Annotated in this window: 1 protein-coding gene; it reads right to left on the bottom strand. The window is 65.8% G+C overall.

Features of this window, described 5'->3' with window-relative positions; translation table 11 throughout:
• Nucleotides 1–138: 138 nt before the first annotated feature.
• The gene (locus tag EB084_25875; protein ID NDD31693.1) at nucleotides 139–999 is read right to left on the bottom strand and encodes a hypothetical protein; all 861 of its coding nucleotides are present in this window, start codon (nucleotides 997–999) and stop codon (nucleotides 139–141) included.
• Nucleotides 1,000–1,260 lie beyond the last annotated feature (261 nt).

Consider the following 1,260-nt stretch of genomic DNA (forward strand, 5'->3'; position numbering starts at 1 on the left):
CCGCGAAGGCCTTAGTCTTCCCCGGTCCTTCCGGCCGCTGAAAAAATATTGCCGCGTTTTGTTTTCCATGGGCGCAATCTCGCGAGGCGACCGGACCGCGTTCTGGCGCCTTTCGGGCGCCAAGCTGCGCCGAGGGCGTCAGAACGGGCGCGTCTGCCCGGGAGTGACGCCGTTCCTGCGGTCGTGGATGTCTCGGTGAAGTCCGGCGAGGACCGGCCCGTCGTGCTCCACGAAATACTTCCAGCGGCCGGCTTCGTTCCTGTGCGCGCTTGGCTTGACGTGTCGTCCGGCCTCGACTTCCTCGTTGAACTTTCGCGAGAGAAGGGAGGCGCACGAGGAGGGCTCGGGGCACTTGCAGCGGGTTCGAATCCACTCCTCGAGGCGGAGGATGAGCGTCTGCCTGTTCTCGGCCAGCATGTCCTCGGCGGCGGCCTGCGCTATGAGCCCCTTGGCGGCGGCCTCGCGGATTTCCGCGCGGCGCCTTTCGGCGGCCAGCTCGGACGCGTGGACGCGCTCTCGCTCGCGCTCTTCCCGCTCGGCCTTCGCCGCCGCGTCGCGCTCTGCGAGATGCCTTTCCTTGACGGCGCTGGCTTCCGCCTCGTACTTCTCCCAGTCAAGGAGCTTCTGGCGCTTGACAATCACCGTCTGTTGGTTGGACGATTCGCGGAATTGACGCGCGAGCGCAATCTTTGCAAAGCGCCGCGCCGCGACGTCCGCGTCCACGTCGTTGTCTTCCAGACAGGCTCGCTCGAGAGCGTCCAAGTCCGCGGGAGCCGTGATGGGCTTGAGCGGCTTTTGCTGTCTGGCGCGTCCCACGACGAACGCTCGGGTCTCTTCCGACGCGCTTGCGGCGTTAGAATCCAGGACCGCATGAAGCCGCTGGTCGCCGACCGCCACTCGTCCGAGGATCGCCAGAGCCTCGTCGGCGAGGCCCTGGGCGATCTTGGACTTGCGCTGGCACAGCACCGTGATGCGCCGGAAGCCCGCGAAGTCGGCCATGGGTGTACAGGCCGTCTGATAATTCCAGACGACCCATGACGGGGACATACGAAGGGGGTGAGACCTCCGCACTCCCCGATGGACAGGGCTAGTGGCCGCTAGGGCGTGTGTCCCTGCCCTTCAAATGAGGGTGGAAATGGACCGGGTCAGAAGACAGCTGCGCCGAGCTGCGCCGCAAGGCTTCGGGCCGCAGTTCTCTGCGAGCCTCCGCCAGGAAACAGGTGCGAATATTGGCCGCGCCGTTGAAATCGCGCTGCCACA

The organism is Pseudomonadota bacterium (genome assembly GCA_010028905.1).
Lineage (GTDB): Bacteria > Vulcanimicrobiota > Xenobia > RGZZ01 > RGZZ01 > RGZZ01.

Excerpts from the sequence above, each read along its gene's own strand:
- EB084_25875 (NDD31693.1), bottom strand. The coding sequence starts at position 999 with ATGGCCGACTTCGCGGGCTTCCGGCGCATCACGGTGCTGTGCCAGCGC.